The sequence below is a fragment of the Pseudomonas sp. MWU12-2345 genome, from assembly GCF_023242385.1.
GTDB lineage: Bacteria > Pseudomonadota > Gammaproteobacteria > Pseudomonadales > Pseudomonadaceae > Aquipseudomonas > Aquipseudomonas gingeri_D.
On the sequence record NZ_JALLJA010000003.1, the window covers coordinates 195051 to 220621 of the forward strand.

11 protein-coding genes are annotated in these 25571 nt (G+C 62.4%); 2 read left to right on the forward strand and 9 right to left on the reverse strand.

Annotated features, from left to right (window positions below; genetic code table 11):
• Nucleotides 1-2: 2 nt before the first annotated feature.
• Both ccoN and M5C71_RS09375 read right to left on the reverse strand, forming a co-directional pair.
• The gene (gene ccoN / locus M5C71_RS09370) at nt 3-1427 is read right to left on the reverse strand and encodes a cytochrome-c oxidase, cbb3-type subunit I (RefSeq protein WP_152737001.1); all 1425 of its coding nucleotides are present in this window, start codon (nt 1425-1427) and stop codon (nt 3-5) included.
• Nucleotides 1428-1724: 297 nt separating this feature from the next.
• On the reverse strand, nt 1725-9725 hold the full coding sequence (locus M5C71_RS09375) for an Ig-like domain-containing protein (RefSeq protein WP_248767685.1): 8001 nt from the start codon (nt 9723-9725) through the stop codon (nt 1725-1727).
• A 191-nt stretch (nt 9726-9916) separates the two neighbouring features.
• Here M5C71_RS09375 and M5C71_RS09380 point away from each other — a divergent pair, with 191 nt between their 5' ends.
• A complete protein-coding gene (locus M5C71_RS09380) occupies nt 9917-10597 on the forward strand; it encodes an alpha/beta family hydrolase (RefSeq protein WP_247263293.1) in 681 nt (226 codons plus the stop codon).
• Nucleotides 10598-10638: 41 nt separating this feature from the next.
• On the opposite strand, the gene M5C71_RS09385 is transcribed toward M5C71_RS09380, so the two are convergent.
• The 3 genes from M5C71_RS09385 to M5C71_RS09395 all read right to left on the reverse strand — a co-directional run bounded on the left by M5C71_RS09385 (nt 10639) and on the right by M5C71_RS09395 (nt 14773).
• A complete protein-coding gene (locus M5C71_RS09385; RefSeq protein WP_152736999.1) occupies nt 10639-11361 on the reverse strand; it encodes a hypothetical protein in 723 nt (240 codons plus the stop codon).
• Between the two features lie 31 nt (nt 11362-11392).
• Nucleotides 11393-12865: an addiction module component gene (locus M5C71_RS09390; protein WP_248767686.1), complete on the reverse strand. Its 1473-nt coding sequence runs from the start codon at nt 12863-12865 to the stop codon at nt 11393-11395.
• Between the two features lie 408 nt (nt 12866-13273).
• Nucleotides 13274-14773 (reverse strand): hypothetical protein, encoded by a 1500-nt coding sequence (locus M5C71_RS09395; RefSeq protein WP_248767687.1) that lies wholly within the window; start codon nt 14771-14773, stop codon nt 13274-13276.
• A gap of 419 nt (nt 14774-15192) precedes the next feature.
• Between M5C71_RS09395 and M5C71_RS09400 the strand changes: the two genes are divergently transcribed.
• Entirely contained in the window at nt 15193-17439 is a 2247-nt protein-coding gene (locus M5C71_RS09400; RefSeq protein WP_248767688.1) for an autotransporter outer membrane beta-barrel domain-containing protein, read from the forward strand.
• A 78-nt stretch (nt 17440-17517) separates the two neighbouring features.
• Here M5C71_RS09400 and M5C71_RS09405 read toward each other — a convergent pair whose 3' ends face one another.
• From M5C71_RS09405 to acnA, 4 genes are all read right to left on the reverse strand, one after another.
• Complete coding sequence (locus tag M5C71_RS09405; RefSeq protein ID WP_248767689.1) at nt 17518-19371, reverse strand: hypothetical protein; 1854 nt, start codon at nt 19369-19371, stop codon at nt 17518-17520.
• Between the two features lie 352 nt (nt 19372-19723).
• Complete coding sequence (locus tag M5C71_RS09410) at nt 19724-21289, reverse strand: PAS domain-containing methyl-accepting chemotaxis protein (protein WP_177103028.1); 1566 nt, start codon at nt 21287-21289, stop codon at nt 19724-19726.
• 213 nt (nt 21290-21502) lie between these two features.
• The gene (locus M5C71_RS09415; RefSeq protein ID WP_103499755.1) at nt 21503-22294 is read right to left on the reverse strand and encodes a CPBP family intramembrane glutamic endopeptidase; all 792 of its coding nucleotides are present in this window, start codon (nt 22292-22294) and stop codon (nt 21503-21505) included.
• A gap of 386 nt (nt 22295-22680) precedes the next feature.
• Entirely contained in the window at nt 22681-25422 is a 2742-nt protein-coding gene (gene acnA, locus M5C71_RS09420; protein ID WP_247263289.1) for an aconitate hydratase AcnA, read from the reverse strand.
• Nucleotides 25423-25571 lie beyond the last annotated feature (149 nt).

The window sequence follows — 25571 nt, forward strand, 5'->3', positions numbered from 1 at the left end:
CCTCAGGCCATCTGCGCGGCGGCGATCACGGCGGCGGGTTGCGCGCCGCGCACGGTGCGCCAGGTGTTGTAGGCCATCAGCAACATGCCGCTGAAGAAGATTGCCCCGCCGATCAGCCGGACGACGTAGCCGGGGTGGCTGGCCACCAGGGTTTCGACGAAGGAGTAGGTCAGGGTGCCGTCATCGTTGACCGCGCGCCACATCAGGCCCTGGGCGATGCCGTTGACCCACATCGAGGCGATGTAGAGCACGGTGCCGATGGTAGCGAGCCAGAAGTGCGCGTTGATCAGGCCGATGCTGTGCATCTGCGGGCGGCCGAAGATTTTCGGGATCATGTGGTACAGCGCGCCGATGGAGATCATCGCCACCCAACCGAGGGCACCGGCGTGCACGTGGCCGATGGTCCAGTCGGTGTAGTGGGAGAGGGCGTTGACGGTCTTGATCGCCATCATCGGCCCTTCGAAGGTCGACATGCCGTAGAACGCCAGCGACACCACGAGGAAGCGCAGGATCGGGTCGCTGCGCAACTTATGCCAGGCCCCGGAGAGGGTCATCATGCCGTTGATCATGCCGCCCCAGCTCGGGGCCAGGAGGATCAGCGACATCACCATGCCCAGGGACTGGGCCCAGTCCGGCAGGGCGGTGTAGTGCAGGTGGTGGGGACCGGCCCAGATATACAGGGTGATCAGCGCCCAGAAGTGGACGATGGACAGGCGATAGGAATACACCGGGCGCTCGGCCTGTTTCGGCACGAAGTAGTACATCATCCCGAGGAAGCCGGCGGTCAGGAAGAAGCCCACTGCGTTGTGCCCGTACCACCACTGGACCATGGCATCGGTAGCGCCGGAGTAGATCGAGTAGGACTTGGTCAGGCTGACCGGCAGTTCCAGGTTGTTGACAATATGCAGGATCGCCACGGTGATGATGAAGGCACCGAAGAACCAGTTACCGACATAGATGTGCTTGGTGGTGCGCTTTACCAGCGTGCCGAAGAACACGATGGCGTAGGCGACCCAGACAATGGTGATCAGGATATCGATCGGCCATTCCAGTTCGGCGTATTCCTTGGAGCTGGTGTAGCCCAGCGGCAGGCTGATGGCCGCCAGGAGGATCACCAGTTGCCAGCCCCAGAAGGTGAACGCCGCGATCTTCGGCGCAAACAGCTGGGTCTGGCAGGTGCGTTGCACCGAGTAGTAGGAACTGGCGAACAGCGCGCAGCCACCGAAGGCGAAGATCACCGCATTGGTGTGCAGCGGGCGCAGGCGTCCAAAGCTCGTCCAGGGCAGGTTGAAGTTGAGTTCGGGCCAGACCAATTGGGCCGCGAGGAAAACCCCGAGCCCCATGCCGACGATGCCCCACACCACCGTCATAATGGCGAATTGGCGGACCACCTTGTAGTTGTAGGCGGTACTGATTGAAGTGTTCATGGTTCCCCATCCACGGTTCAGACCCGGCCGGCGCTGTTGCATTCGCGGGATCTGGAGTTATAGGCAGACTAAAAGCCAGCCAAGCATGGGCAAATAGCCAGCGGGTGGTATTGACGAGGGTCAATGGGGTGGGTTGAGCAGGCGCGGGCCTGTGGGCACGCGGAGCTTGTGTGGGAGCGGAGCTTGCCCGCGAAGAGGCCCGCGAGACCGCCAAAAGCCTCGCGGCGCTGCGGCAATCCGACAGCACCGCTCCCACAGGGTATGCGCTCAAGCCTCAAGGCCGGCGCAGGTTTCGGTTCAGCTCAGGCCCAGGCCATAGGCATTGCTCAGGTCGAACAGGATCGACTCCTTGCCGCTGGGCAGGTGCAGCACGTAGTACTTGATCGGCGGTACCACGGTCGCCCGGTCGGTGGACCAGGTCAGGCCGAAATCCCGCGAAGTGGTCGACTCCGTTTCCCGCAGGTTCTCCTCAAGCCATTCGCGCTGGGCGCCCAGGGGCCAGCGGTTGCCGTAGAGGCGATGGATTTCCTTCAACTCGGCGCGTGCCGGCAGGCGCCGATGCCCGGCGTTGGCCTTCGCCTGCATATTGGCAAAGGTGCCCAGTCCCAGCCCATGGCAGTGGATAACGCCGCTGACCGTCAGGTTGTAGCTTTTCATCTGTCCACCCTGATCGCGCACGGTGATGGTCGTGCTGCCGTTGCCGCGCACCGTGACCAGGCCGGACGCGTCGACCACGGCAATCGCCGGATTGCCCGAGCTGTAGGTATAACCGGGCGTACCGCCACTGGCCTGGCGTCGGACCGAAGTGCTCGGGCCGAAGGCGGGCAACACCGTCGGATGGCTGGGGATCAGGTAGATCTTGCCGCTGAGCGTCACCGGACGCTGGTCGAACACCAGATCGGGACGCCCACTGCCCGACAGTCGTAACTTGACGGTGACCGCTTCCGAGCGTTCCGACAGGTTGCCCGCGCGGTCCTGGATCCGGTAGGACACCGGCCAATCGGCATCGGCCCCCAGTGAGAGGAGAAAGGCGCGGGGAAACTCGATGACGATGGTCTTGAGTTCCATGACCCGCATCCCCGGCCCCTCGATATTGCCCCAGAAGGTGCTCACCTGGTCGCCGACCGCGAAACCGTTGTAGCTGGCGATGGTCCCCGGCAGCACATTACCCAGTTGGCTCAGCTGCGCCGAGGTCAGGCCGTCGTGGACCTGGGGTGGAAAAGCCATGGCCGCGAGCAACGGCTGGCCGGGTTTTTCACGGTCGACCTCGATCAGGGTCGGGAACGAGTCCGTCCATTGCTGGCTGATGGTGTCGTATGCCCGGTATCTGAGTTCGTGGTTACCGTGGGTCAACGCCTCGACGGGAATGTCCAGGTTCAGGGTGTCCCCGGGATTATCGCCCGGACCGATGAACACCGGGCTGCCCAGCAATTCCGTGCCCCACAGCAGCTGATAGGTCTCGTCGGTGGAAGGGTTGCTCCAGACCGGGAAGGTCACCCGGACGGGGGCGTCGAGGGCGCTGATCGGCAGCAGTCCCTGGCCGTCATCCAGGGCCGCCTCGACCCTGGGTCGCTCCAGCTCCCGGGCATTCTCGGGCAGGCCCCGGGCTTTTTTGCAGTCGAGGAGCAGCGCGGACCCGATACCCAGGCCGCTGGCTTCATAGAGCAGGCTCAGGCCGGGGGTGACCTTGATATAGGGGTGCTCCGGCTCGACCACGTCCAAGGTCATGTCGAGTACCGCGTGCACCAGTCCCAACGGGCTTTTGCTGGTCGATGACCAGGTTTTCGGTTTGAGCGGCGACTGCAACGGCCAGCGGTTGCCGTAGGCCGTGCGGATGCTGATCAGTTCGTCCAGCGACGGAATGCTCAGGCCTTTTTGCCGGGCCTTGTGCAGGGTCTCGTCTTTGCTGCCCTCGCCCAGGTTGTAGCACTGGACCACGCCGCTGACGCTGACTTCGTAGCTTTTGCGCTGCCCGGCGCTGTCGCTGACCCGGATCCGGGTCTGGCCATTGCCACGCACGCTGACCTTGCCGTTGCCGTCGACCACGGCGATCCGCGGGTTGTCGCTGCTGTAGTGATAGCCGGGCACGCCGCCGCTGGCCGTGCGCTGGCTCGTCGTGCCCGGGCCGAAGGCCGGCAGCACCTGTGGGTGGCAGGGAATCAGGTAGATCTTGCCGGGCAAGCTGACGGGGTGGGTGTCGAAGAGCAGTTCCGGCACCCGCTGTCTGGTCCGCACCACCAGGCGTAGCCGGGGGAAGGTCAGGGCGGTGGATTCGTCGGGGCTGCCGTCGAAGGTCACCTTGAAGGTGAAGGTCAGGCCGCTGAGGTCTTTCAATTGATCAAGCTCCCCCCGTGGCACGGGGTCGTCGAAGGCGTCGGCGATCGAGGGGATTTCCCGGGCCTCCCAAATCGCGAAGGAGTAAGGCCGGCCGTCGGACCGGGTACCTTCGCCACGCAACCAGACCCGTTGCCCGAGCTGGATATGCGGCCATTTCAGGATCTCGATGCGGGCATCGCCGCTGAAGGTGTTGAGGTCGAGGACCTGATTGTCCGGTGCCTGATGAACGAAGGGCGTGGGCAGGTCATCCTGGGCGATGGGCAGGACGTCCAGCAGCAGTTTCTCCGATGGGGCGGGGATGCCGTCGCGGGTGACGGTATAGCCGACCTCCACGCGTTTGCCGATATTGGCGCTGACCGCCGTGACGGGCACGGCGAAGTCGACACTGCCGCCGGCACTGCCGGGCTTGGCATCGATAAGAGGGGTGCCGGCACCGGGCGTGCCGCGCCAGTAGGCCTGGATACTGTCGCGGGTCTCCATGACATAGCCGACCCGGATCGTCGCGCCCATCAGCGCCTGCAGCGGGAACAGCAGCGTGTCGTGGGCCTCCAGCACCTTGGGCACCGGCAGATCCAGCGGGCTGGCACTGACCGGCAACAGCAGGGCCTGGGACACGACGGGCTCCGGGGCGACGGTCTGGACTTCATAGCGCACCACCACGGAGCCCCCGGCCAGCACGCTGACCTGGTCGTCTGGAATGCTGAAGTCGATGTCCTGGTCGGTCCCTATTACCACCTTGGCCTCCTGGTGCCGGGTTTCCATGCCGGTGGCGGTGGTGCCGAGCCAGATCAGGGTCACGCTCTGGCCCGGGGCGATAAACGAATAGGGCTCGACCCGGGCAATCACGCCGGTTTGCATTGGGTCGAGCACGTTGCCGTTGGCTTCGGCGACAGGCACCCGGGGTGGCTTGAGGGTCAGGGCGCGGCCGGTGATTTGCAGCGGCAGGCTCCGGGAGCGGCGCGCGGGCTGGTTGGGCGTCTCGACGTAGTAGTAGAACCGCGCCTGGCCCCGGATGATCAGGAGAAACTGCTCGTTCGGCACTTCGAAGGAGACGAAGGCATCGCTGTCGCTGCCGGGCAGCATCGCGCTGTACGCGGGCAGCGTCGCGCCGAGGGCGGTTTCCCGTTCGACCAGCAGGCGCAGGGTCTGGGCGTTGCTCATGCCTTCATACCGCAGCACCAGGGTCTGCACGTCGGCGCCATTGAGGGTGTCCAGGTTCAGTTGCATGCCCTGGGCCCGGGGGACCACCGGCGGGCGCAGGTCCGGATCGCCGATGCCGACTTCGACCAGGGCCGGGCGTGACCAGCGCGACCAGTTGTTGACCCCATCGCGTATCTCGTAACGCACGATGATCGCGTCGGAGTTGCCGGCCTCGCGGATAATCTGCGGATCGATCGGCACCACCACTTCGTCGCTCGGGGCCAGCAAGGGTGGGTGCTGCACCAGGCGGCCATGCCAGGACACCACGATCGCATCGCCGGCGGCCATGTTCGCATAACGCTTGATCATCACGCTGACCCCCTCCGGGTCTTCGATCACCCCGGGCGGCAGGATCACCGGCAGTTCGAGCTTGTCGTTGACGGTGGGCGTCGCGGATTGGGTGTCGGGGTCGCCGGGTACGTCCAGCTTGATCCGTACCTGGGTTTCGGCGGTTTCCGGCGCGCCGCCGGGAAAGGGGGTGAGGACGTAGCGCACCGTCACGGCTTCCGCCGACATGATCCAGCGGGTCTCGACCCGCAGGGTCAGGTGGCTGGCGCCGGGTGTGCTGTCCTGGGTATGGCTGGCGACCGGATCGGGATGGCTGCCCCAATACAGGTCGATCCGATCCCTGGGTTTCAGCTCCAGCGGGGCGATCACTACGGGCAATGGCCGTTGCGGGTCGATCACATCGGTGGCGCCGATGCCGCCGAGATTAAAACTGTTGATCAGCGGCGGGACCAGCTCCCGCGTGGCGCGCGGGCGTCGATCGGCGCTGGCCGGCGGCGGGTTCCAGGTGGGGGAGATCGGGCCTGCCTTCTCCCAGAGCGGACTGGTCTCCAGCACACTCAATTTGCCCGCGCTGGCGACGGCGTTGATCAAGCGAACATGAGGCAGGGTGATGCTGTTGCCGCTGACCGGTTCGACCGGTATGCACAAATCCCGTTGTGCGCTGGAATCCCTCGGCTCGTACTTGAGCAAGGCGCCGTCCTGGCTGGAGTAGTAGATACCGTTGAGGAAGAGATTTTCCGCCAGCAGGGTCTTGGTGACGAAGCAGATATCCTCGACGCAGAAAAAGTCGGCGCAGGGTGTGTCGCCGGTCTGATAGCGGGCAGGGTCGAGGGGTTTGGCATAGTGAATACTGTCGAGCGGGGTTTTCCCCAGGGTCAATTCAAGACGCTGTTGCTCCAGTGCCTGTGTCTTCCGGTCGGCCAGGGTGCGGGTGATCTTGATCGCCTGGCCATCGACGAAAGGTTCGAGGGTGACATAACCGTCAGGGGCGGAGGTGCGATAGATCGCATCCGCCAGCAGTGCGCTTCGACCCTGGCCGATCTTGCCATGGGTATAACGCGCGGCATCGTCCGGGTGAGCGAAAAGCGGGCTGAGGGCATAACGTTCGATTGCGCCCGATGCGCCGTCGGACGGGTCCCAGGAGGCGCTGACCGGGCCTGTCTGGCGCCACAGCGTACCGGGCCGCAAGACACTCAATTTGCCGCTGGCGGCCACACGACGAACATAGTCACGACCGGACAGCGAGCCGTTCTCCAACTGGCCCTGGGTATCGATACCGTCGTTGTGAAAGAGACTGCCCCGCAGCACTTCGTCGGCATCGGGCACCAACGGCACCTGGTAGCTGAACAAGGCCCCGTCGGCGCTCGCCAGATACAGCCGGGTGGTGCTCTGGTGGCCCGGCACTATTGCCGTTTCGCGAGCGGTCTTGATGGCGTGGGCGAAATCGCGCACTGAGATAAAGTGTTGGTAGACCCTGTCGCTGGGCGGCGCCTCCCGCCGGGGTTCCGACACATAGAGGCCATCGAGGCGATAACCGGGGATCAGGCTGAGAACGGCGATATCCGGCGGGAGTATAAGCGTGCGATCGAAGTCACTGCTGATGTCGAGGGCGGGGGCGGTAGAGACGTATTCCTTCTCGGTTTTCTTGAAAATAAAGCCGAAGCTGCGCTGGGTTCTCGGATTGGTTTGCGCAAGGGCATGCCGCACGGCATCCGCGGCGCTCATGAATACCGGGCTGAACACAGGGGAATAGTTGGCAATCGCTGCCTGGTCCGTCTCGACCAGCACCCCGGCGGCGCTGTCGCGAATCGACAGCACTTTCCCGGGGCTGGTCCAGATATCGCGACCAGGGACCAGCACCCGCAGCTCGCCGGCCTTGACCAGATCACGAGCGAATGTCAGCACGGCGCCCTTGTCGGTCTCCAGGCCGCTCTTGAAACGTTGTTCCGTGGGATTTTCCATCAGGTTCAGCGGGTCTGTCGGCGAGGGCGACAGCGTCTTGAACAGGTCGATTTCGCTCGGGGAGTGCTGGCTGGTGTAGCGGATCAACGAGCCGTCCTGGCCGGAGAAATAGCGCAATGGAATCGCGCGATCCTTGATGGCCCGATAGATGTCCCAGGTCGGAAACAGGTTCAGGTACAGCTGGGCTTCCGTCGCCGCCAGCAGGAAATCCAGGTTGCCCAGGCGTGAGCTGTAGGTCCCGACAATCGTGTGATCTTCCAGGGGAAAGCCATTTCGGTGGGGGAATACCAGCGTGTGGTCGAAGATCTCGGTGGCTGAAACCAGCGGCGCGCTGGCGACAAACAGGCCGTCCGCGCGTTTCAGGATCACCCCGCCATAGACCTTGTCGTAACGGCGGGGAATCTGCCCGTGGGCGTGACGTGCCGCGTCGTCGGCGCTGGCGAAGAGCGGGCCGAGGACGCGCCGTTGCAACTGATGATAAGCGTGCCATTCACTGCTGACCCGACCGGCCGGTCCCCACAGTTCACTGGGCTGAAGCACGCTCAGTTCACCGCTGTCGGCCAGCGCGTGAATGAAATTCAGCGGGTCGAGGATGCCCTTGACCAGGCGTTCGCCGTAGCTCAGCAGGTTTTCGCTGCCGGCGAGCAGCGCTTGGTCGGCGTGGATATCCAGCGAACGGTATTTCAACTGCGCACCATCGCGGGTGCTCAGGTACAGGGGCAGGGTCGGCGAGTTCGGCTCCGGACGATAGGCTTTGATCTGTTTGAGCGCCGCCAGCAGCTCAGCGGGCAGAAAGAAGTTGCGGTATATCCAGACGTCCTTGCACGGCAGGCGTCGCGGATACAGCGCGGCGCTGTAGTAGAAGCCGGCCAGGCGACAGCCGGGCGGCAATGCCGGAGAACCGTCGGCGCCGGTGGGCAAGCGTGGGTCCGCGGCAAACAGCGGTTCCCGGGCGCTCAGCGGTTCACTGGCGGCGTAGCGCTGGTGGCTGTCGCTGATAATCACGCCGATCCGCCGGTCGCGGTAATGACCATTGATGCGTTCGTTGGCGTACAGGGCCGCGGCATCCGCGCTGTCGAACAGTGGCCCGAAGGCCGGCAAGGCCGGAGTCGAGGCTTTCTGCGCTGGATAGGGTGCCCAATCGCGGGGCACCTGGCCGGGCGGGCCCCAGTAGGTATCGCCACGGACCACGTAGAGCGCGCCGGTTTTGGCCAGGGATTTGATGAACTCGCTGGGCAGCAACCGATTGAGGTCGCTGAGATCATTACCCGGCAGCAGGCGCGGGATCAACGCGTCCTCTTCAGCGGAGCCGCTGGGCATGTATTTGATGATGGTGGAGTCGGTCATCAGCGCATAAAACGCCCTGACCCCCTGTGGCCGGGCGAGAAGGGTGGTCAGGACCTCATCCGGGGTGATGCTTTTCAGGCGCAGGCGGGTTTCCTGTTCGGAGAGTATCGAGGGCCTGTCGAGGGGCCCGTCGTTTTGCTCCTTGAGGGCCGACAGGCTTATGTTGGAACGGTAGACGGCATAGAGCCGGTGGCCGGGGGGGAAGCTGGCGATACCGGTTTCGGTGATCGGATACAGGGTATTGCGGTTGAAGCGGCGGTCGTTACCGGTGGTCGGCAGCGTGGCGACAAAGGTCGCGTCCTGGCGTTGGAAGATCAGCCCGCCGAACTCCTTGTCGCTGCCGCCCTGGATCAGCTGTTGGGCATGGCGGGCGGCGTCGTCCGCCGAGAGGAAGGCCGGGCCCAGTTCAGGCAGGACGGCGTCGGTGAAGGGGGCCCAATGGATCGGGTCGACCCGCCCCTGTCGGTTCCACAGGTAGCTGCCGTGCAACACCTGCAAGGAGCCGGCGGCGGCGATCGTGCGGACGAATTGGTGGGGCGGCAGTGCGCCGCTCAACAGTTGCTCGCGAGCGTGCCGGGCCCGTGCCTGCCAGTCCGCGCCTTCGGGCAGCAGTGCCTGCTCCAGTTCGCTGTCCCCTGGGTGGTAGGCCAGCAGCGCCCCGTCGGGGGTGCCGAAAAACAACGGCGGCGGGTGAGCGCCAGGCGCGGGGGCACGGGAACGGCGTGCGTGGTGGAGCCCGGCGAACAGGTCGTAGGGACTGAAAAAGTTTTCGTACAGCCAGCTTTCCCGGGGCGGCAGTTGTTCATGGGCGGTCTCGGCCTGGCAGTAGAGGCCGGCGAGGATAAAGCCTTCGGGCAACCGCAGCCGGCCCTGGGCGTCCCGACCGAAGAGCGCGTCCGGGTCGAAGGGCATCGGGGCGCCGTCCAGCGCTTGCGCAACGGTGAATTCCGCCTTCTGTGCCTGCTTGAGGATAAACGACGAGGGGCGCTTCAAACCTTTGAAAGCGGCCTGGCCGTGGGCATACTGGACGGCTTCGTCGAGGCTGGCGAAGGTGCGGCTGAGCAGCGGCATCGTCGTCTTCTGACGCATCGGCGCGACTGCAAGATCCGTTGGAAGGCGACTGGCGCCGGGTTGTTCGGCGTGGGTGAGGGCGTCTTGAGGCATGGCAATACTCGTCTGGAAATGGACCGGGGAGCGTCCCGTGTCGGCGCCGCCGGCCTTGCAGTGTCTGGGCTGGCAGATAAGGTGTTTTCATTTTCAGGAAAAGCGGCGCAGCGATGCGTTACATATCTAGGTTTCCGGCGCGGGCCCATTTGGGGGCCGTGATCGGTGCGGACAGTGAGATGAGAGGCGACATGTCGACCCTGCAAACAACCCATTCCCAGGCCACATGGGTCGTGGACTCGGGCTATCTGTACAACGCCGCCGGGGAGGCTGGCCCGCTCGCCACGCTGATCCTCGCCCACGGTGCCGGCGCGCCGATGGACAGTGACTTCATGGCCGCCATGGCCGATCGCCTGGCGACACAGGGCATTGCCGTGGTGCGTTTCGAGTTTCCCTATATGGCGCAACGGCGCCTGGATGGCGGCAAGCGTCCACCGAACCCACAGGCGCGCTTGCTGGAGTGTTGGCGCGAGGTGTACGAGGGCGTGCGGCGTCAGGTCCAGGGGCCGCTGTTCATTGGCGGCAAGTCCATGGGCGGACGCATGGCCAGCCTGCTGGCCGACGACCTTGGTGCGTCAGGACTGGTATGCCTGGGCTATCCGTTCTATGCGGCGGGCAAGCCGGAGAAACCACGGGTGGCGCATCTGGCGGATCTCGTCACGCCGACTCTGATCGTGCAGGGCGAACGCGATGCCCTGGGCAATCGGCAAACCGTGTCGGGTTATGAACTGTCGGCGCAAATCGAGCTGAGCTGGCTGGCAGCGGCCGATCACGATCTCAAGCCGCTGAAGGCCAGCGGTTTCACCCATGGGCAGCATCTGGACACGGCGGCGCGGCACATCCACGACTTTATCCTGAGTCAGGCGCTGTAAAGCGCCGGTTGCCTGGCCGGTGGCAACCGACGCGGGAGTGGTCAGCCCCCGAGACTGACCACAACCTCGGTGGCGGGTGAGCGTTTCGACCAGTTGCCGACCACATCATGGATCTCGTAGCGCACCGGCAGGCTACTGGAGTTGCCGACGCTTTCGACGATTTGCGCGGGGATCGGGACGACCACCTCTCGCTCCAGTTCCGCCGCGCCCAAGGCCGGGTGTTGGAGCGTCTGGTCGGCCCAGCTCACGCTGATCCGGTCGCCTTCGCTCATGTGCGGGTAAGGCGCGATGATCACCCGCACGCCTTGCGGATCGACGATCACCCCCGACGGTTGCACCTGGGGTGGACGCAGGGCTTCGTTTTCATAGGGCGTCGCCGGGTCGGTGTCGATGCCGCCGGGGGCTTCCAGCTTTACCCGGATGTGGCTGGCGTCGGAGTCCTCCGATGTGCCACCGGGAAATGGGCTGAAGCGATAGCTGACCGGCACCGGGTCCGGGGCGGACGCCAGGCTGCGGCTGTCGACGGACAGGGTCACGAAGCCGTTGGTGGGTGGCGCGTCGAGGGGATGATCGTAAGTGGCGGCCGGTTCCGCGGCCTCCGCCCAGTACAGATCGATATGATCCAGGGGCTTGAGGTTCAACGGCCCGACCAGCACGTTCAAGGGTTTCTCCGGGTTTTCGACATCGATGGCACCGACCCCGGCGGGATTGGCGCTGAGGATCAGCGGTTTATCCAGGTTTCGCTGATGGATGTGCTTGGACATGATAAAGGCTCCATGGGCAAAAGAGATCAGGTCACTGGCTGAAGGCGGACGGGCATCGACCAGCCACGCGCATGTCCAGATAGGCGCTCCGGCGTTTCGAGCGGCCGGTTCCGGTGACGCTGTCGACGTGGAACGAGGCCTCGGCATGACCGTAGCAAGTGGCATCCAGCACCGATCTTGGGACGCGCAGGTCATAGCCGTCGCGGACCTGTTCCTCGGTCAATGGCGCGGAGGTGTGCGGCCACTGGTTTGTTGGATTACCGCCAATCAGCTGGTCGAAACCTTCGTAAAGGAAGTGGATGACATCGCCTGCCTTGATATTGAAGTAGGGGACGATATGCACCGGTGCGCCGTCCTGGCCGTTGGCCGTGTTGATCGCGCCGTTTTCGTTCAGCTCGGTGAATAGCGGGGCGTCGGGCCCCTCGGGTCCGCCGGGCAGTTCATCGCGGGAGCGGACGATGATGCTTTGCTCCGGCGATCTTGAAGCGTTCGGATTGCCGGCCTGGGTCACGCTGTACCACACGCGGATATCGCTGCCGGTGCCCAGCGGCCTGAAGCGGCTGTTGAGGACCGGCAGGTGCAGGTCGCGGGCGGCGGCGACATCGCCCTCGGTGATGGCATAGGGCGGGTCGAACATCGGTTGTCCGGCCCAGAGCAACTGGATGTCCTGCCCTTCGCGCAAACCGGGATTCCAGGTAATGACGGCACGCGCATCCCGCTCAAAATCATTTTCGTCGATCAGGTTATCCACAGCTTCGGGCGAGGCGCCGCGAATGGTGGGGCGTTGCAGGTCGCCTGGCAGCGGAAGCCCGTTGAGCAACAGCAACACATCGATGGCGGTCGAGTCCTGGGAGCTATTTCCGGCGCGGTCCGTGACCGTATAGAGCACCGGGCCGTTGAAGTCGTCCAGGGACTCGAGAAAGGCGCGGGGGTACTCGATGATGACTTTTCGCGGTTCCTCCATGTCATCTTCCTCGACCTTGCCGCCAGGACCTTCGGTGGCTCCCCAGAAGGTTCTGATCCGGTCGCCGATGGCGAAGCCGCTGTAGCCGTGGACGGTGCCTGGCAGCACATCGCCCAGTTGCGTCAGTTCTTCCGAGGTGAGGCCGTCGCTGACAGCCGGGGGGAAGTCGAGGGGCGCGAGGGTGGTGGGATAGCCGGGGGCGGTGGTGTCGATTTCGACGGGGAAGGCGAAGGAGTCGGTGAATTCTTCGCTGAAAGTATCGGTGACACGATAGGCCAGTTGATACTTGCCCTCGATCAGCTGGTCGAGGGGAACATAAAGTTCCAGGGTGTCGCCGGGCTGGTCTTCGGGCTTGATGAACTCGCTATTGCCGATAGGCACTTCGTTCCAGAGCAACTGGTAAGTTTCGCTGGTCGAGGGATTGTCCCAGACTTTGAATGTCACCAGGACCGGGGCATTCAGTGCGCTGATGGGCAGCAAACCATCTTCGAAGGCATCGGGAACATGGGGCTGGTCGAAAACAGGTGCTTTAAGTGTCATATTGATTTCCTTGTTTGAATACGGCCTTCAAGAGAAGGCCGCAGACACACTGAGGCACTTGATAAGTCTTGGCTTATAAAGGGCTTTTAGGTTTTCAGGGAATATTAAGTTGGCGCGTTAACTGCAACCGACACCGGGTTTGTTCATGCTGACCGGGGCCGAGCCCATCAACGAGTTGGCCGGTTCCTGATTATGTTCAGGGCGCGGTTCAACCCGATAAGTAACCTCCGCATAACCTTTGCAAATGCTGATCAACTTGGGGAGCGGGATCAGAAAAGTCAGGCCCGTGCCGATATTGGTCGGGTTGATCGTATCGGTCTTTTCATAGAGCGCGTCCGGGATAGGCGTTCCGTCCAGTTCAAACCCTTTGAACGTCAGGGCAATGTCGTGGTAGAGGCGGATATTGTCTTAAGGCCTGACCAGTACCGGCGTGCCGTCCGGACTCAGGCTCGGAATGACATGGCCGGCGTCGGACAGCCGGGTGAACACCGGCTCCAGTAATCCGAGCTCGCCACCGGGTTGTTCCATTTTCGAACGCACCACCACCGGTTGGCTCGGCGCCAGTGCCGGGTTGGGGTTGGTGTCGCGGGTGATGGTGTAGGTCACCGGGATGGCGGCACCGGTCCCCTCGGTTTTGATGACCTGGTTGCTCACCGGAATGTCGATATCGACACCGGCATTGAAGTCCGCCTGGGTGATCCGATACCACTGATCCACCACCTGCTGGCCCCAGTGCAAGTTGACGTAGTCGTCGACGCGCAGGCCGTTGACCCAACGGAAGATGGCCCGCCCATCCAGCTCATAGTCGTCCGGGTCGATGAAGTTGTCTTCGCGGTTGGGATTGCCGCTGGTGCCCTGGATCGTCAGTGGCTGCAGGCGTTCCTCCGGAACGGGCAGGGTCAGGTAGACCGCCACGGGCTGCACCAGCGAGGACCCGACCAGTTGGCCGTTGCGGCGTACTTCATAGTGGACATTGACCGTCGCCTCGGGGAAGCGATTGATAATGTCGAATTGCAGGACCGGCGAAAGAACCGGATCGTTGTCTTCCTCGCCGTCCTGGACCGGAATGGCCGGCAACGGGTTGTTGTCGCCCCAGTAGAGCGTCACCAGGTCCTCGGCCTGGGCACCCAGGTAATGTGGAATATCGACGGTGACACCGGTGATCGCATCGTTGTAGTCGATCAGCCCGCCTTGTGCGGGGCTGGCCTGTTCGACGATCGGCCGTGGCAGATCGTCCGGGATCTCGGCCAGCAGCAGGCGGATCTGCCGCGCCAGGGAGCGCGGCGAGACGTTGCCGGCACGGTCGGTGACGATATAGGTGACATCCGACAGGACGTTGCCGACCTGGGACTCGACGTCTTCAAGGAAGGCGCGGGTGAAGGACAGGGGGACTTCCTCCAGCTCGACATCGTTCATCTGCACCGTGGCCGTGGGGCCTGGGATGTTGCCCCAGAACGTCTCGATGAAGTCACCCTCGGCCATGGTGCTGTAGCTGGTCACCATGACATCGAGGCTATTGCCCAGTGCGGTCAACTCCGCCGAAGTCAGGCCATCATCGACCTCCCGGGGGAAGGCCATCGGGCCATGGCTCGGCAGGCCGGGACGGGTGGTGTCGACCTCGATCAGGGTCTCGAACGAGTCGGTTTCCTCTTTGCTGATTTTGTCGTAGACCTGATATTTGAGCTTATATTTCTTATCGGTTGGATTGACCGGGTCATTCTTCTCAACCAGCAGTTCCACGGGAATATCCAGGCTCAGGTATTCCTCCGGGTTTGCCAGGTCTTCATCGAGGACATCGGTGCGGGTACCAATGGCATCGCCCTCCCAGAACAATTGATAGGTCTGGTCGGTCGTGGCGTCGTCCCATAATCTGAAGGTGACGGGAAGTGGTGCGTTAAGTGCACTCAAGGGCAATAAGCCGTCTGGAAAGGCACTTGCTACATCGGGTTTATCCAGCTCTTTGTGGTTGGCTCGGGTGTAACTGTTTTGAGTAAGAATAAGGCGCTTCTTGTTTGTGCACATATTTCTGTTCCTGATTGGAAATGGATGAAGATAAGGCGACTGACGGTGTCAGATATTGATAAGTCAGGAATGCGTTACTTCAGGTTTTATCGATAGGTGTTTTCCTATCTGGGGCTCACGTAATAGATATGTGAAAAGAGTGTCAAGCGCTTTTTAGATGTTGAGATGCTCGAAAGCATGATTTTCTTGTAGGAATGTATCTTGTGTTATTTAGGAGGTGTCCTACTTTTTTGACGGCCTTTTTTAATATTAAATCGGGGTCGAGCCTTATCAAACTATTACTTCTGTTTGGTGGAGAAGAAGTAATGTTACGCACGACTTATCGATTGGCCCCGTATAAAGGCCTCGGGAAAATCGCCTGCCTCATGGGGGCCGTATTGGGTTCCCCGGTGAGTCTGGCGCAAGACGCTCCGGACAATGAGCCCCAGGGGATAGTGGACAATCGCCGGGAGACGGTCACGGCCGGGAGCGAGGCCACGTCATGGCAAGTGATCAATGGCGGCATATTGGATATTGTCGACGGCGGTGCCGCGACCAGCGTCAGGGCTGACGGATCGACCTCCCAGGTGAGGGTCAATGGCGGTACGGTCACCGGAGGTATCCACTTGGGGGGCGCCAGGGCTACCCTCAATGAGGCGCAGGTGCGCAACGATACCGGCACGGCACTCGAACTGAGTACCCTGACGTCGGCGGGTACGACAACCGCCTCCAGGGCGACTATCCAGGACAGTACGTTGTCCGGAGCTGGAATCGGAATTGCGGTGGCGGCGCTGGGACAACTGAGCCTCGACAATACCCGGGTGTTCGGCGGCGACTTCGGCGGGGTGGGGGGCGTCGGGATAAAATTGCTCGGCGCAACGCTGACCATGACCAACAACAGTCATGTGCAAGGCGATTCGATCGGCTTGCAGCTCGATGGCCGGACCGCCGCGCCGGGCGGGCCGATCATTCCCCGGGAAGCCGACATCGTGGTCGATAACTCGATCATCGAAGGTCTTTCTGGCCCGGCTATCTCGGCGGTGGAAGGCACAATTGCGAAAATCACCGTGCAGAACGACGCGCACCTGCTGTCCGGCAACGGCATCTTGCTGGACGTCGCGGGCGCCAGTAACGTCGGTTTCACCGCCGACAGCAGCCTGCTGCGCGGCGACCTGGTGGCCGACGACAGCAGCACCCTGGATGTCACCCTGCAAAACGGCGCGCAACTGTTCGGTAACCTGATCAACACCAACAGCGTGGCGATCAACAGTCGAGCGAACTGGACGCTGACCGGCGACGCCGAGGTCAAGTCGCTGTCCATGGACGGCGGCAACGTGACCCTGGGCTCGGCCGAGCAGTTCTACACCCTGTCGCTGGGGGAGCTGTCCGGTACCGGCATGTTCAATATGCACGTCAACCTGATGGACAACACCGGCGACAAACTGGATATCAACGGCGAGGCCCACGGCAACTTCCTGCTGAATGTCCAGAACACCGGGCTCGAACCCAACTCCCCGGAGATCACGCCCTTGCACGTGGTGCACACCGAAGGCGGCGATGCGCTGTTCGAAGCGGTCGGCGGCAGCATTGACCTGGGTGTCTACTCCTATCAGTTGGAGAAGCAGGGCGATGACTGGTTTATCGTCGGCTCCGGCAAGACCATCAGCCCCTCGACCGAGGCCTCGCTGGCGCTGTTCAACGTCGGGCCGACCATCTGGTATGGCGAGCTGCCGACTTTGCGCAGCCGCATGGGGGAAATTCGCACCAGTGGCGAGGGCGGTGGCTGGATTCGTAGTTACGGCAGCCAGCACAACATCACCGCTGAGGCGGGGCTCGGCTACAAGCAACGCCAGAAAGGCTTGTCATTCGGCGCCGATCTGCCCGTGCCGGTCAGGGACGGGCAGTTGCTGGTCGGGGTCATGGCCGGCCACAGTCGTTCCGACCTGAGCCTCAATCGTGGCACCTCCGCCACGGTCGACAGCTACTCCCTCGGTGCCTACGGCACCTGGCTGCGGGACGACGGCTACTACCTCGACGGCGTGCTCAAGCTGAACCGTTTCGATAACCAGGCCGATGTCAGGATGACCAACGGCACCAAGGCCAAGGGTGACTACGACAACTTCGCCTATGGCGCTTCGCTGGAGTTAGGCAAACACATCAAGCTGCGTGACGATGTCTTTGTCGAGCCTTACGCCCAGTTGTCCTCGGTCCTGGTCAAGGGCGGCAGCTACCAATTGGACAATGGGCTGCGAGCGGAGAACGACCGTACCGTCTCCGTGCTTGGCAAGGCCGGCGCGACCCTGGGGCGTAACCTTGAACTGCGCGACGGCGGTCTGTTGCAGCCGTATCTGCGGGTGGCCATGGCCCATGAGTTTTCCCGCAACGACAATACGGTGAAGGTCAATGACACGGCCTTCGACAACAGCCTGTTCGGCACCCGTGGCGAATTGGGCGTGGGGGTTTCCGCCGCGCTGTCGACGGACCTGCAACTGCATGCCGATTTCGATTACATGAAGGGCGAGCACATCGAGCAGCCCTGGGGTGTCAATCTCGGCCTGCGCTACGCGTTCTGATCGGCGCGGTCATTGACGACCGCTTTGATCCGAAGCCCTCGACGAAGGATCGCCGAGGGCTTTTTTCGTGTCTGACGCTCAACGCGCCATGACGGTCGCGCGTGACGAGATGTAGACATCGGCGGGCAATGAGGTGACCCGCCCCAGCTCGCTGATCACCTCATAGCGGGCCCGGCCACGACCATGCTCGATAGCCATCAGGCGCGCCAGCGGCACCCGCAGCCGGCAGCCGTTGCGCAGTTCGTGCTCGCTGACCAGGCGTTCGCTGCTGAAGGCCGCGGCCTCGATCTCGTTGCCGCCAGTGAGGGCGTCGAAGCCGCAAAAGCGCAGGACGATGCGGTCGCCGACTTTCATGTTGCGGTAGGGGCTGATCAGCACCACCGTGCCCTCCGGGTCCTGGCGCGGGTCCACTACATTCAGCACGTTGGCCGCGGCGAACACCGGCTCCATCAGGCCCGCCGAGCCACCCGGCAACTGCATCTGGAAGATCACCGCGACCGATTGCTTGGGCGAGTAGGAGGTGTTCGGATTGCCTTCCCGGGTCACGGTGTACTGCACACTGATATCGACGCCGCAGCCTTGTTCGGCAATCAGGCTGTTCGGTACGTTGATCACCAGATAGCAGGCGGCCTCGACATCACGAGGGGTAATCAGGTGTACCAGCGGTTGGCTGGACTGGCCCCAGAACAGGTTGATCCGGTCGCCGGCCTGGAACGCCTTGCGCCAGGCGATGACCGCGTCGGCCGAGAGTTGTGCATTGTCCTCATCCAGGTAGTTGTCCAGCCGCCGGCCATTCGGATTCTTGCCCTTGATCAACGGCGCGGCCAGGGCCTCGTTGACCATCGTCTGCGGGGTCGGGTCCTGCGGGCCGGGCAGCTGCAAAAAAACCTCGAGTTCCAGTGTCGGTGAGGTGAACACCTCGCCATTGCGGCGAACCTGGTAGTTCAGCCGGGCCGGGCCGTCGCCGTGGCGGGAAATCACCAGATAACGCGCCATGACGTTCAGCAGCAAAGGCTTGTCCAGTTCGTGGGCGGTGATGATCCGCCTGGCGGCGGCCCGTTCGCCGTTCCACAGCACGCAGATTTCGTCGCCGATGGCGACATGCTGGTAGGTGGGCACCGCGATCTTCACGCCGATGCGGGCCTGGGCATCATGGACCTGGCCATTTTCCAGTTGCAGGGCCAGGGGGGCTTGCAGGTTGGCCGGTGCCTGCTGTAACTGCAACTTGAGCATGACCGCTTGCGAGCGCACGGAGGTATTGCCGGCGCGATCGCGGACGCTGTAACTCAGGGCGAATTCGCCGTTGCCCAGGTGTTCGAGGAAACTTCGGTCGACACTGAGCCGGATTTTATCGCTGCCGAGTTGATCGGCTTGCACGGTATGGCTGGGCCCGGCCTGCTCGCCCCAGTAACTTTGAATCACATCGCCCCACTGCATGTCGAAGTAACCGGGAACCGTGACGGTGAGTTGGTTGTCCAGGGCGACGAGTTCATGGTTGCTCAGGCCGTCGAGGGCGACCGGCGGAAGGATAAGGGCGGCGAGAAGAGTGCCGCCGGGTGGGCTGCGATCAATAACCAGGGGCGTGGTTTGCGACTGATAGGCGATTGCGCCCGGCCCCGTGCTGATTCGGTAACCAAGTTGATAAGTCCCTTCGACGGCGAGTGTGCTGACCGGGAGATGCGCATACAAGATATCACCCGATTGCAGAGGCGGCGTCAGTGGAATGGGGTCGCCAATCAATACATTGTTCCAGGTGAGTTGATAACGGTCATCGGGCCGTGCATTCGGCCACAGTGGCAGGGAAACCGAGAGAGGACTGTCAAGCTCGCCGACTGGCAGCAGCCCATCCTCCGGGGCCGCTTGCTCGACACGGGGGGCGATAAGGTCCTCTTTCGTGAAGCGAGACTGTAGGGTGTTTACTAGATCCATCATAAGGATAGTCCTGCTATCTAATTGAGTGTTGTCAGGTCGTTTCACGGTCAGACGCGTTACCGATTATTGTGAGTGTTTTATGTCGGCACGTGCTGATCTGGCAAATAAGGCATGAACGTCTCAAGTGGGTAGTAACTATCTATGGGATGTCATGCCTGCTCTTTAACGAATAGTAACGGTTGAGCATTGTCAAGGGTTTTGCAGGGATGGTTTTGATGAGGCAAGTTGTGTCGGTTAAAGGTTTGTATGTTTTAGGAAGTTTCTTACTCTAAAAGTAGAGTTGATTGACTTTCTTCAGGCAATAAAAAACCCGATGACTATTAATCATCGGGTTTTCCGGGCGCTTTAACGATTACCGGTTAAAACGCTCCACCAACGAATACTGCGTGTTGGCGGTGCGGGTCAACTCTTCGCTCAAGTGCGCCGAGTCGTGCGCCTGCTCCGAGGTCTGGTCGGCCAGTTGCGCAATGGTGCTGATATTGCGGCTGATCTCTTCGGCCACCGAGCTTTGCTCTTCGGTGGCGGCGGCGATCTGGGTGGTCATGTCGGTGATATTGGCCACTGCTTCGCTGATCCCCACCAGCGCCGCATCGGCTTCCATGACTCGCGCCACGCCTTCCTGGGCCTGGCGGTGGCCGGCGTCCATGGTTTGCACGGCGTTGCCGGCGGTCTGTTGCAGCTTGGCGATCAGGGCGTGGATCTGGCCGGTGGATTCGCTGGTACGTTGCGCCAGTTGACGCACTTCATCGGCAACCACCGCAAAACCACGACCCATTTCCCCGGCGCGGGCCGCTTCAATCGCCGCGTTCAAGGCCAGCAGGTTGGTCTGGTCGGCAATGCCCTTGATCACATCGACCACGCCGCCGATCTCGTCACTGTCCTTGGCCAACTGCGTAACCGTGCTCCCGGTCTCGCCGACCACCACCGACAGGCGCTCGATGGCCTCGCGGGTCTCGCCGGCGATATCGCGACCGCGACTGGTCAGGCGATTGGCTTCCTGGGTCGCATCGGCCGTGCGCTGGACATGACTGGCGACTTCCTGGGTGGTGGCGGCCATCTGGTTGACGGCGGTGGCCACCTGCTCGGTTTCCTGGCGCTGGCGATCCAGGCCGGTGGAGCTTTTCTGCGCCAGTTCGTCGGACTTCTTCGCCTGGCTGGTCAGGTGCTCGGCGGTGTCCTGCAAGCGGGTCAGGCAGGTTTTCAGACGGGCTTCCTGGCTGAGGATGGACATTTCCAGACGGGCCTGGGCACCACGACTGTCGGTGTACATCTGCGCGATCAGTGGGTCGGAGGTGGTCTGTTCGGCCAACTGCAACAGGCGCTTGAGGCCGCGCTGCTGCCAGCTCAGGCCCATCAGCCCGAGCGGTACCGAGACCGCCGCGGCCAGGGCGAAGCCCCAGTAGGAGTTGAGCCAGATGCTGATCAGGAAGCTGACCTGGCTGACCAGGATAAACGGCAGCCAGTCCTGCAGTACCGGCAGCCACTTGTCGCGCCGCGGCACGGCCGACTTGCCCTGGTTGATGCGCTGGTACAGCGCCTCGGCACGGCGGATCTGCTCGGCGGTGGGTTTGATCCGCACCGATTCGTAGCCGATCACCTGGCTGCCTTCGAAAACGGGCGTCACATAGGCGTTGACCCAGTAATGGTCACCACTCTTGCAGCGGTTCTTGACAATGCCCATCCATGGCAGGCCTTGTTTCAGAGTGTTCCACATATGGGCAAACACCGCCTCCGGAACGTCCGGGTGGCGCACCAGGTTGTGGGGCGCGCGGATCAGTTCTTCACGGGAAAATCCACTGATCTCGACAAAAGCGTCGTTGCAGTAGGTGATCACGCCTTTGGCGTCGGTAGTGGAAATCAACCGTTGCTGAGCGGGGAAGGTGCGTTCGCGTTGGGTAATGGGTTGGTTATTACGCATGGTTTCTCTATCCGCAAGGCTTTGACGGGTTGTCGGCAGGGCAGGGGAAATATTGAATATATTTTTCAACTTTCAGCGCCGGTTCATATTCTGGCCTTTGCGTACTCGTACCCGTCCTTGAATACGAGTCGAACACGCGTGAAGTTAATGTGTTCAGTTTCCCCTGGGGGTTAACCGAACGACAGTAGCCAATAGGTACTGTCGTTCGGTTTATCACGGTTGCAACATTGGATAAGTAAAGAAAACGAAGTGCACTGTATTAAGTGCGACATGGGTGGCGATGGCTGCGGCCAAACCGCCAAAACGGTAGGCCAGACCATAGCCGACACCGGCCAGTGTCGCCAGTAATGCCCATTGCCAGCCTGCCCCCAGGTGCGTCAGCCCGAAGACCAGCGCGGCGCCGAACAGCGCCAGGCTTTCTCCCCGTGGCAAGGATCTGAAGCAGCGACTCAGGCCGCCCTGGATATAGCCGCGAAACAGCACTTCCTCGACCAGGCTCACCAGCAGCAGGTTGTTCAGCAGCCAGAGCCAACCCTGTTCTGGCCACTTCGGCGCCCAGTCGACGATGCCCAGGCTGATGGCGCCGCCCAGGGCCAGCAGCGAGGTCACGGCCCCGGCAAGCGCCGTAGTGCCCAGCACCCGTCGCGCGGAGCGGCGATTGACCACCCACGGGCAGACCAGCAGCAGCCAGAAGCCGACCAGCGGTTTATCGAGATTGAGGTACATGGTGAAAGGCACGGCGTCCGGGGTGAAACGCACCGCGCTGATCATCCGGCCATTCTCGAAGCCCGGCAGCCAGTGCAGGGCCAGGCCGATGGCGAGCAGCAGGAACAGGCCGTGACCCAGGTAACGAACCGGGCGATTGCGCTGCTGGAATGCCGCGGCACCGGTGGCCAGCAGCAGGGCGAAGGCGATCAGGCTGGGCAGCCCCAGATGGCCCACGCTCAAGGCCAGGGCATAACCCAGGGAAAGCAGGGCCAGATAAGCCCAGGGCAAAACAGACATGCAGGGTCCTCTATTCGTTGAACAAGTAAATCCCGGTGTTGAGGGCCAACTATCATAACGTACGGGCCAGAGCCGCTGGCCAATGAAAAACAGCGGCCGTACCGGCGTGTTTTCAAGGCTGGGCTCCTCCAGCCCGGGCGATGAGGCACACTCTCAACGGCGGTTGTCAGGGACGTAGCATGACTCTGCGAGACTGAACGCATAAGTAGTGCGCGGAGGTTGCGCTGTGTTATTTGTGCGTGTGAGAGGCGATATTCGTGAAGGGAAGAAACTGTTTCGTCGTTTGTAAGATAGTGTTTGGGGATGAATAACCGGGGGCTGGCCGATCTGGCTTGAAAGGCGCACCGACCAACGCCGGTGCGCCTTCGCGCTATTTCATGGAGCCATCAAGAAGCAATGAGTTGCCGTAATACGTAATGCAGGATTCCCCCGGCCTTGAAGTATTCCACTTCATTAAGCGTGTCGATCCGACACAACACGTCGATTTTCTCCTGGCTGCCATCTTCACGGGTCAGGGTCAGTGGCAGGTTCATTCGCGGTTGCAGTTCGGTGCCGCTCAGTCCGCCGATACTCAGGGTTTCCCTGCCGGTCAGTTGCAGGCTCTTGCGGTTCTGGTCGAGCTTGAACTGCAAGGGCAGCACACCCATGCCCACCAGGTTGGAACGGTGGATACGCTCGAAACTCTCGGCGATCACCGCCTTGACTCCCAGCAGGTTGGTGCCCTTGGCGGCCCAGTCTCGGCTCGAGCCGGTGCCGTATTCCTGGCCGGCAATCACCACCAGTGGCGTGCCTTCGGCCTGATAACGCATGGCCGCGTCATAGATCGGCAGTTTTTCGCCGGACGGTACATGGAAGGTATTGCCACCTTCCTCGCCGCCGAGCATTTCGTTGCGGATGCGGATATTGGCAAAGGTGCCGCGCATCATCACTTCATGGTTGCCACGGCGTGAACCGTAGGAGTTGAAGTCCCGGGGTTCCACGCCCAGTTCGCGCAGATAACGTCCGGCGGGACTGTCGGCCTTGATATTGCCGGCGGGGGAGATGTGGTCGGTGGTCACCGAGTCGCCGAGCAGGGCCAGTACCCGTGCGCCTTCGATATCTTCGATCACCGGCAGGGGCCCGGCGATATTGTCGAAGAACGGCGGGTGCTGGATATAGGTCGAGTCCTTCTGCCAGACATAGGTGGCGGCCTGGGGGACTTCAATCGCCTGCCACTGGGCGTCGCCGGCGAAGACTTCGGCGTACTCCTTGTGGAACATGGCGGTATCGACCTGGGCCACCGCGTCAGCGATTTCCTTCTGGCTCGGCCAGATATCCCGCAGGTACACCGGCTTGCCGTCCTGGTCTTCGCCGAGCGGTTCGTGGCTGATATCGATGCGCACGCTGCCGGCCAGGGCGTAGGCCACTACCAGTGGCGGCGAGGCCAGCCAGTTGGTCTTCACCAACGGATGCACCCGGCCCTCGAAGTTACGGTTGCCGGACAACACCGAGGCGACGGTGAGGTCGGACTGGGTAATGGCTTTTTCAATCGGCTCGGGCAACGGCCCGGAGTTGCCGATGCAGGTGGTGCAGCCATAACCCACCAGGGCGAAGCCCAGTTCGTCGAGGTAGCGGGTCAGGCCGGCGGCCTTGTAGTAGTCGGTTACCACCTTGGAGCCGGGGGCCAGGGAACTCTTGACCCAGGGTTTGCGTTTCAGGCCTTTTTCCACGGCCTTCTTGGCCACCAGTCCGGCGGCCATCATCACGCTGGGGTTGGAAGTGTTGGTGCAGGAGGTAATGGCGGCAATGACCACCGCGCCATTTTTCAACCGGTAGGTTTGGCCTTCATAGCTGTAGTCGGCTTCACCGACCATATCCGCATTGCCCACCGCGACACCGCCGCCGCCTTCGCTTTCCAGGCGGCCTTCGTCCTTGTGCACGGGTTTGAATTGCAGCGCCATGAAGTCGTTGAAGGCTTGCGCGACATCCGGCAGCGACACCCGGTCCTGCGGACGTTTTGGCCCGGCCAGGCTGGCTTCGACACTGGCCATGTCGAGGGCCAGGCTGTCGCTGAAGGCCGGCTCATGGCCCGGCAGCCGCCACAGGCCCTGGGCCTTGCTGTAGGCCTCCACCAGCTTGACGGTTTCACTCGGCCGGCCGGACAGGCGCAGGTAATCCAGCGTCACCTCGTCCACCGGGAAGAAACCGCAGGTGGCGCCGTATTCCGGGGCCATGTTGGCGATGGTCGCGCGGTCCGCGAGGGGCAGTTCGGCGAGACCATCGCCGTAGAACTCGACAAACTTGCCGACCACGCCTTTCCTGCGCAGCATCTGGGTCACTGTCAGCACCAGGTCGGTGGCGGTGATACCTTCCTTGAGCTTGCCGGTGAGCTTGAAACCTATCACTTCGGGAATCAGCATCGACACCGGCTGGCCGAGCATCGCCGCTTCCGCCTCGATGCCGCCGACGCCCCAGCCGAGCACGCCGAGACCGTTGATCATGGTGGTGTGGGAGTCGGTGCCGACCAGGGTATCGGGGAAGGCATAGGTGCGGCCGTCCTCATCCTTGGTCCAGACGGTTCGGCCGAGGTACTCGAGGTTGACCTGATGGCAGATCCCGGTGCCCGGCGGCACTACGCTGAAATTGTCGAAGGCGTTCTGGCCCCAGCGCAGGAAGGCGTAGCGTTCGCCGTTGCGCTCCATTTCGATATCGACGTTCTCGCCGAAGGCCTGCGGCGTGGCGAATTTGTCGACCATCACCGAGTGGTCGATCACCAGGTCGACGGGGGAGAGCGGGTTGATCCGCTGCGGATCGCCGCCGGCCTTGGCCACGGCGGCGCGCATGGCGGCCAGGTCGACCACCGCCGGCACCCCGGTGAAGTCCTGCATCAGCACCCGGGCCGGGCGGTACTGGATTTCCCGGTCGGAGCCGCGGGTCTTGAGCCAGGCGGCGATGGCCTTGAGGTCGGCGCCGGTGACGGTCTTGTCGTCTTCCCAACGCAGCAGGTTTTCCAGCAGGACCTTGAGCGACATCGGCAGCTTGTCCAGGTTGCCGAGGGACTTGGCGGCATCCGGGAGGCTGAAATAGTGGTAGGTCTTGGCGCCTACCTCCAGGGTTTTAAGGGTTTTCAGGCTATCGAGGGAGGACATGAAATGACTCCTTGAGGCCCGCACGGCACGGGCCGGGTGGAACGAACAGAGCCTTAACGCTAGCTCCGATCGGGAAAACTGGCTAGTTACTGGACTCTATGGGCAGGTCCAAGGTTCCGAACTCGGCTATGATGCGCCGGTTTTAGTGA